General features: G+C 59.5%; 6 protein-coding genes and 1 pseudogene. 3 read left to right on the forward strand and 4 right to left on the reverse strand.

Going from position 1 to position 6,412, the window contains the following annotated elements; translation table 11 throughout:
• Positions 1 to 27 precede the first annotated feature (27 nt).
• Entirely contained in the window at positions 28 to 630 is a 603-nt protein-coding gene (locus tag E1J50_RS17205) for a DUF2147 domain-containing protein (protein ID WP_132255067.1), read from the forward strand.
• Positions 631 to 885: 255 nt separating this feature from the next.
• Here E1J50_RS17205 and E1J50_RS17210 read toward each other — a convergent pair whose 3' ends face one another.
• Positions 886 to 1,143 carry a hypothetical protein gene (locus E1J50_RS17210; RefSeq protein WP_207919231.1) on the reverse strand — a complete coding sequence of 86 codons (258 nt, stop codon included), beginning with the start codon at positions 1,141 to 1,143 and terminating at the stop codon, positions 886 to 888.
• 77 nt (positions 1,144 to 1,220) lie between these two features.
• On the opposite strand from E1J50_RS17210, the gene E1J50_RS28545 reads away from it, so the two are divergent.
• Positions 1,221 to 1,607, forward strand: coding sequence for a hypothetical protein (locus tag E1J50_RS28545; RefSeq protein ID WP_425374942.1), 387 nt, complete (start codon positions 1,221 to 1,223; stop codon positions 1,605 to 1,607).
• Positions 1,608 to 2,466: 859 nt separating this feature from the next.
• Here the strand turns inward: E1J50_RS28545 and E1J50_RS17220 are convergent.
• The 3 genes and pseudogenes from E1J50_RS17220 to E1J50_RS28550 all read right to left on the reverse strand — a co-directional run.
• Positions 2,467 to 3,864, reverse strand: a complete 1,398-nt coding sequence (locus tag E1J50_RS17220) for a sigma-54-dependent transcriptional regulator (protein WP_132255069.1) — start codon at positions 3,862 to 3,864, stop codon at positions 2,467 to 2,469.
• Position 3,865: 1 nt separating this feature from the next.
• Positions 3,866 to 5,143, reverse strand: coding sequence for a sensor histidine kinase (locus E1J50_RS17225; protein ID WP_207919232.1), 1,278 nt, complete (start codon positions 5,141 to 5,143; stop codon positions 3,866 to 3,868).
• Between the two features lie 539 nt (positions 5,144 to 5,682).
• Positions 5,683 to 5,844, reverse strand: a pseudogene (locus E1J50_RS28550) (IS481 family transposase); the annotation flags it as partial.
• 299 nt (positions 5,845 to 6,143) lie between these two features.
• Between E1J50_RS28550 and E1J50_RS17235 the strand changes: the two are divergent.
• Positions 6,144 to 6,412, forward strand: a 269-nt coding sequence (locus tag E1J50_RS17235; protein ID WP_132255071.1) for a response regulator, incomplete at its 3' end; no start/stop codon positions are given.

Raw genomic sequence — 6,412 nt, forward strand, 5'->3', positions numbered from 1 at the left:
CGTGAATCCATCAGCCTGAAGTTGCCAATGACCCCTATCCTCGTTCGTTTCACCAGCGCTGCGCTACTCGCAGCGGTGGCTTTCGCGAGTTCCCAAGGCCGCGCCGCACAAGCGATCATCCCGACTGGGACGTGGTTGACCGAAGACGGCCGCGCCCGCGTCCGGACCGAGCCGTGCGGGTCCGACGCGACCCGCCTGTGCGGCTTCATCGTCTGGGGCAGCAAGCCTCTCGATGAGAACGGCAAGCCAAAGGTCGACCGCTACAACCCGAACCCGGCCAAGCAGGGCCGCCCGCAGCTCGGCCACCAGATGCTGCTCGGGTTGAAGTCGAACTCGGATGGGCGCTTCGAGGGCAAGATCTATAACGCGGAGGACGGCAAGTCCTACGACGTGATGGTGTGGAGTGATCAACCGTCGCTCCTGACCGTGAAGGGCTGCATGCTGGTGTTCTGCGCCTCGCAAGCCTGGAAGCGCGTTGCGGACGTCGCTCCCGGCCAACTGCAGGGAGCGACCGACGCTCCTGGCGGCCCCCGGTCCGACCCTGAATGGGCAGCCAAGGGGGCGGTGACGGGCAGCGTTCCGGCGAAGAAGGCGTCTCCCGCCGAAAGCTCGTCGATGCGGGCGAAATGAGCTGCGCCTCCTTCCTCGAACGCGTCCGTTGTCACACCTTCACGAACCGAGCGGCTCCATAACGCCCGGTCGGCGAATGCCTGTTGCGAGGCTAGCGCGCTCGCACGGCTGAGCTACTATCGTTGGCGACTTGAAGGAGGGCATCCCATCAGGTCCGCCCATTCGGCGGTGGCGCGAAACACCGAAAGCCGGCGGCCCTCCGAACCGGGGCGCGGCCGGCGCCAAGTGTTCGTGGCGGGGCTGGGCCTCGTACGGCTACTGCTCCCACTTCTCCCGGAAATCGCGAAGCATCTCGATCGTGCCGGAGAGCATGTTCTGCTTCCGCGCGGTGTCTTCGAGCAAGCGAAGCCGCTCCCGTACCTGCTCCTCCGGAAGCAGGTTCATCATCGCTGCCAGCACGATCTGTAGGCCCTGGACCTTGGCCAGAAGTTCTTGGTGCTCTTCGGTCAAGGCGTTGTCCTCGCAGTTTTCGACGGTCGCCGGGAAGACGCCGCGGCCCGTTACGTGCCACAAGTGATTTTTGGTATCGGACCGTTTGGCGAAGGCCCTGCGCAAGTGGGATAAGCTGCCCCTCTACTCGCGCGGACCGCATGCTGGGCCTTGTCGGTGCGCTCAGCGCGGACCAGTTGGCGGGTCAGGGTCACCCGGAGGGCGGATCGATGTCGAGGAAGCGCCCCAAGCTTGAGGAGATCGTTGCCAAGCTACGGCAGTCGGACGTGCTGGTCGGCCAAGGTCACAGCGTAGCTGAGGCGATCCGCGCGATCGGCGTGAGCGAGGTGACCAAAGCCAGCCGGTCAGATTACCTGTTTCAGTGCGTTGTTCCGGCAGCCCGCTGCGTCACGCTGGACGTCGGCGAGATGCCGCACTCAACCTTGATGGTCGCGATCTCGCCGGTCACGTCATCCACGATCGTGATCAGGTACGCACCGCCGGGTCCGTTCCCATCCAAATTTCGAATGTACTCCGCGGCCTCCTGAAGAGCTAACTTGCGTGCGACCGGCATAGTCGAAAGCACTGACTTTGAGCGATGCGAAGACAACCGTAAGTCCCCGGCGTTCATGTGAACCGCAATATCGGAGTTGGCGCAGGCTACCCCCGGCGAATCCTAGGGCTCATCCCTCACAGCCACCTGCTTGAGCGAATTTCAAATCGCACCGCGATAGTACGGGCCTTTCGCAGGCAACGCACACTGGGTTCTTAGTATATAGCTCTCCAAATAGTAACGATCGGCATTTTGTCGGAGCTTATCGGCCGCAGCGTAATCGCCTCTGCATTCGCATAAGCTGGCCGCAGCCCGTAGCTCGGCATAAATCTGTTCAGCAAGGGCGGCAGCAACTTCGAGATTTTTCACTATCGTGCTCATGGCGACACCAACAGATATGGGCTTACCGGCGGAGTTGACGTAAGCGCCGTTTCCTCAGTAGGCGGACTGGACGCACGCCCCTATCGCTGCTGTCCTGAATGGCGACGTAGCCGTGTTCCGAAGACAGTCACCGAGCGCCCTCTCAGATCAGGCTGAGCATGCGACGCCTGGCTGCGCGGCGTCAGATGACACAGGGCTGGAATTCACGTCTCGATCGCTCGACGAATTCCCAACCTGGGTTGCGGGTTGAGAAAACAGCGCTCGTTACGACGTTCTGCTGATCGGTGCGCACGGCATCCTCCCTGTTGCTTTAAGCACTTCCGAACAGGAATTGAGCAAAGGGTGGGCCAGAAAAATGTACCGATCCGTACGATAAAAACGACAATAGATTCAATGATTTAATGTTTGACGACCGATCTGATCTCCTTCACTGGGGTCGTATAACCCAACGCAGGGTCATATGCCCCACCTGTTCAGCCAATCCCGTATTTTTCAATTCTGTACCGCAGCGTGTCCCGTGAGATGCCTAGTAGTTTGGCTGCTCTGGTTACGTTGCCATGAGTCTGGTCAAGCGCGCGTCTGATGGAATTCTTTTCCAAGTCCCCGAGTGATCCCACGACCGGCAGCACGAGGGCAGAGTTCTCATCTGACACTTCGTTGCACCAGGTCGACAGTGCGCCCGGGGCGATAGCGAGATGCGCCTCGTCGACTAGGTCATCGCGGGTGCTCAGGACCGCCTGTTCGATCACGTTGCGCAACTCGCGCACGTTGCCAGGCCAAGCATGCGCTCGGATGCGGCCAAGCGCGCGATCGGTCAGGTGCAGGCGTGGCCGCTGATAGCGCGCACCGATGCTTCTGAGAAAATATTCTGCAAGAAGTTCAGCATCACCGCCTCGCTTGCGCAGCGGCTCGATGTCTACCGTGATCACGCGCAGGCGGTAATACAGATCAGCGCGAAACCTCCCCGCTTTGACGAGTTCTTCAAGCGGCCGGTTAGTGGCCGAGAGAAACCGCACATCGACGGGCCGGTCCCGTAATCCGCCGACGCGGCGTACCATCCGATCTTCGAGCAGTTTGAGGAGTTTGACTTGGACGCTCGGCTCAGTGTCGCCGATTTCGTCCAAGAAAAGAGTGCCGCCGTGGGCCATTTCAACGAGCCCGAGCTTGCGCTCCCGCGCATCCGTAAAGGCGCCGCGCTCGTGGCCGAAAAGCTCCGACTCCAGAAGATGAGGAGGCAGCGCCGAGCAGTTGATTTCGAGGAACGGCCCACTCGCCCTTGATCCTCCGAAGTGAAAAGCGCGCGCGACGAGTTCCTTCCCCGTACCGGTCTCCCCCCGGATAAGGACGGCAGGCGGAACTCCCTCTCTCAGGCTGCGCTCTGCATCGAGGATGGCGCTGATCCGGTCCCGTAAGCGCTGCATAGAAACGGAGTGGCCGAGGAGTTGTGAAACACCCTCATCCTGCAAGCCGCCCCTGGCGTAGTAGGAGAGGGCCTTTTCAAGTCTCTCTTCGCTCAGAGCTTTGTCGATCAAAATCCTCAACTCGCTCAAGACAAGTGGCTTCGCCACATAATCGTAAGCTCCCGCCTTCATGGCATCGACAGCGACTTGAACGCTGCCGTGTCCGGTGACGCAGATTATCTTTACCTGCCGGTCACGACGTCGGATCTCTTCTAGCACACGGAGTCCATGAAGGTCTGGCAAATTAATATCGAGCAAGACGAGATCAATATCGGGCTGGCGATCGAAGATCGCGATTCCGGTCGCACCCGACCTGGCGGCTGCTACGTCAAAGCCGCGGCGCGTGAGATAGCGTGCGACGTTGTCCGCGAGATCGACCTCGTCCTCGATCAACAGGATGCTCTGGCCCATCCTAAGGACTCTGCGGCAGATTGAGGATGATGCGAGTTCCGTGGCCCTCGCTAGTCTCAAGGCGGATCCGTCCCGCATGCCGTTCGATGATCCGTCGAGCTAGTGCCAGGCCAAGGCCTGTACCGTTCGGCTTGGTTGTCATGAAAGGCTCGAATACACGTCGCGCGAGCGAAGGGCCCATGCCGTGGCCGGAATCCCCGATCACGATCTCCAGATTACCGCCGCGGGTGGCATGGCTTTCAACAACCAGACGTCCGCCCTTCGGCATTGCTTGCACGGCGTTGGTCAACACGTTCGTGATGGCGCGCGTTAGCTGAACACGGGCGCCCCGGAGAGGGGGCGTCTGGCGCGGCTCGAATGATACCTCGATATTCTGAAGGTCCGTCTCTACCTTGAGACTGTCGAGGCATTCACGAATCACAGCCTCGATATCTACGTCCTCACGGACCTCATCAGATCCGATTGAGCCGATCAGCAGTTCGCGGATCCACGCATCGACACGATCGATCTGTCGCATGATTTTATTGAACGATGCCTCGGTTCCGGCTCGGTCGTCCTCGAGCCCGATTTCCGCTGTAGAGCGTATCGAAGCGAGTGGATTGCGGATCGCGTGGGCCACGGTGGCTGCCATTTCGCCGATCACTGCGAGCCTTTCGGCCGCGATCAATCGCTCGCGCTGCTCGCGCATAATGGTGTGGGCTTTCCAGACGATGCCGAACAATGTGACGTACAAGAGAATCCCGCCTCCTGCGGCTGCTAGCCAGACGAGGCGCAAGCCGCTGTCGATAGTTTCGAACAAAGCATTCGGCAGTTTGTAAATCTCGATGACGGCCAGCACTGCCTTTCCGCTCTCATCACGGATGGGGATGTAGGCCTCGACAAAGCGCTGGCGGCCGTGCGGCCCTGCTGCCGATGCCAATCCTATATGCTCTGGCTTGCCGCCGGCGACTGCGGTCTCACCCGTCTCGACTACGATCTGACCTGTGAGTGCAATCTCTAGCTCACGATTGTCGGCAAACCGCATGCCTACGAGCTTCGGATTGCTTGACCAGATGACGAAGCGGTCGACGCCGAAGAGATTGGCTCGCACGACGTCTGGAAAAGTCGGCACGTGCGCAGTGAATGCATCAAGCAATGCCTGAGAGTGATTTGGCTCGCGGCGCTGAAGATAAGTTCTTGTATTCTCCGTCGCGACAATACCTTCAATGAAATCCCTGCTCAGGATCGCATCCTGCATGAGGAGCTTATTTTTTAGAAAAATTGTCATGAAACTCATCATGGATATGCCAATCACAGCAATCGTGATGAGGCTTAGGATTGAGAACCATCCCAACAGGCTGAAACGCGATTCCGATGCCGATAGCGTGATCGGATCGTGACTCGACTCGGCTCGGTTTGCCAACCTCATGGGTAGTTCACACCTCCCAAGCGACACTACCGCGCCGATTGGGCGAATCTCTAGATCAATAGACGTGCGATCCCCGTGGTTTTAGGGGATAGAAGCGGCGCGGCAGCGTCGAGGTGCCGATTTTCCAATCTATGGCCATCCGCATGCGCAGCCGAGTGAAATTTAGAGTGCGGTTGAGATTGAATTCGGAGGGTCGCGTGAATAGCTATCACGTTCACTGTAAAGGGCGATGACATGCTGAGGTTATGGCCGCTCCTGCCATGTCCGCTTCTGCGGCATCACCTCGGGAAGCGCGCCATTATTGGTGAGACTGAGATTCTGACCGGGGGACGCAAGCGTGTACTTCGCCACGTGAACTTCTCTTTCGGCTCGATGGCAGCCGGCAGCTAGCATCGGCCAGAGCCGACGCACTAGATGTTCGGTCCCGGCATGTGGTGTGACGGATCGAGCCTGAAGCGTTCAGGCTCTTTCGTCCAAGTCTGGCAGATGAACTCGAAGGGTGTTCCTCCGCGAGCTCCGGCAATCGAACGAGAAGAGCCGATCAGTGATGCTGGTGCGCCCAATCCCAGATGAGAAGGGCGGTCCAGAAGGTCAGGGATCCAACGTAGGCGTAGAAGACGAGCGCTTCGATCGGCATCGATTTGCCCCTGATCGTGAGCGGTTGTCCCTTACGCCTTCGAGTTATCGGCCGCCAGCTGTGTGCCGCATCGGTCCGTAGCCGCACGCCCGTCTATCTGAGCCCCCTGGATCGTTCTGGACCTCGACCTATGACCGCCATCCGTTTCACCAGCCTGACGAGCCGGCGTGGAGGCGTCCTAGGGGTGCGGTGCCCAGTGACAACCGTTAAGACCGATCTTGTCGGGACCGAAAGGTGACCAGCGTGACCTTAACCCTCAGCGACAAGCGCGTCCTCGTTGTAGAGGATGAATCGGCGATCCTGATGTTGATCGAGGACATGCTCGGCAATTTCGGGGAGCCTCACGTTCTACCGGCGCAATCCTTGTCGGCCGGCATGAAGCTGGCCGGAAAGGCGGAACTCGACCTCGCTCTCCTCGACGTAAATCTCGCTGGTGAAGAGAGCTATCCGATTGCAGCCCGACTACGGGACCGTCGCGTGCCATTCCTGTTCGTCACGGGATA

The sequence above is a fragment of the Methylobacterium segetis genome (assembly GCF_004348265.1).
Lineage (GTDB): Bacteria > Pseudomonadota > Alphaproteobacteria > Rhizobiales > Beijerinckiaceae > Methylobacterium > Methylobacterium segetis.

What these genes read in the sequence shown, in the direction of transcription:
- E1J50_RS17205 (WP_132255067.1), top strand. Translation starts at nt 28, where the DNA reads ATGACCCCTATCCTCGTTCGTTTCACCAGCGCTGCGCTACTCGCAGCG.
- E1J50_RS28545 (WP_425374942.1), top strand. Translation starts at nt 1,221, where the DNA reads ATGCTGGGCCTTGTCGGTGCGCTCAGCGCGGACCAGTTGGCGGGTCAG.
- E1J50_RS17220 (WP_132255069.1), bottom strand. Translation starts at nt 3,864, where the DNA reads ATGGGCCAGAGCATCCTGTTGATCGAGGACGAGGTCGATCTCGCGGAC.
- E1J50_RS17225 (WP_207919232.1), bottom strand. Translation starts at nt 5,143, where the DNA reads ATGATGAGTTTCATGACAATTTTTCTAAAAAATAAGCTCCTCATGCAG.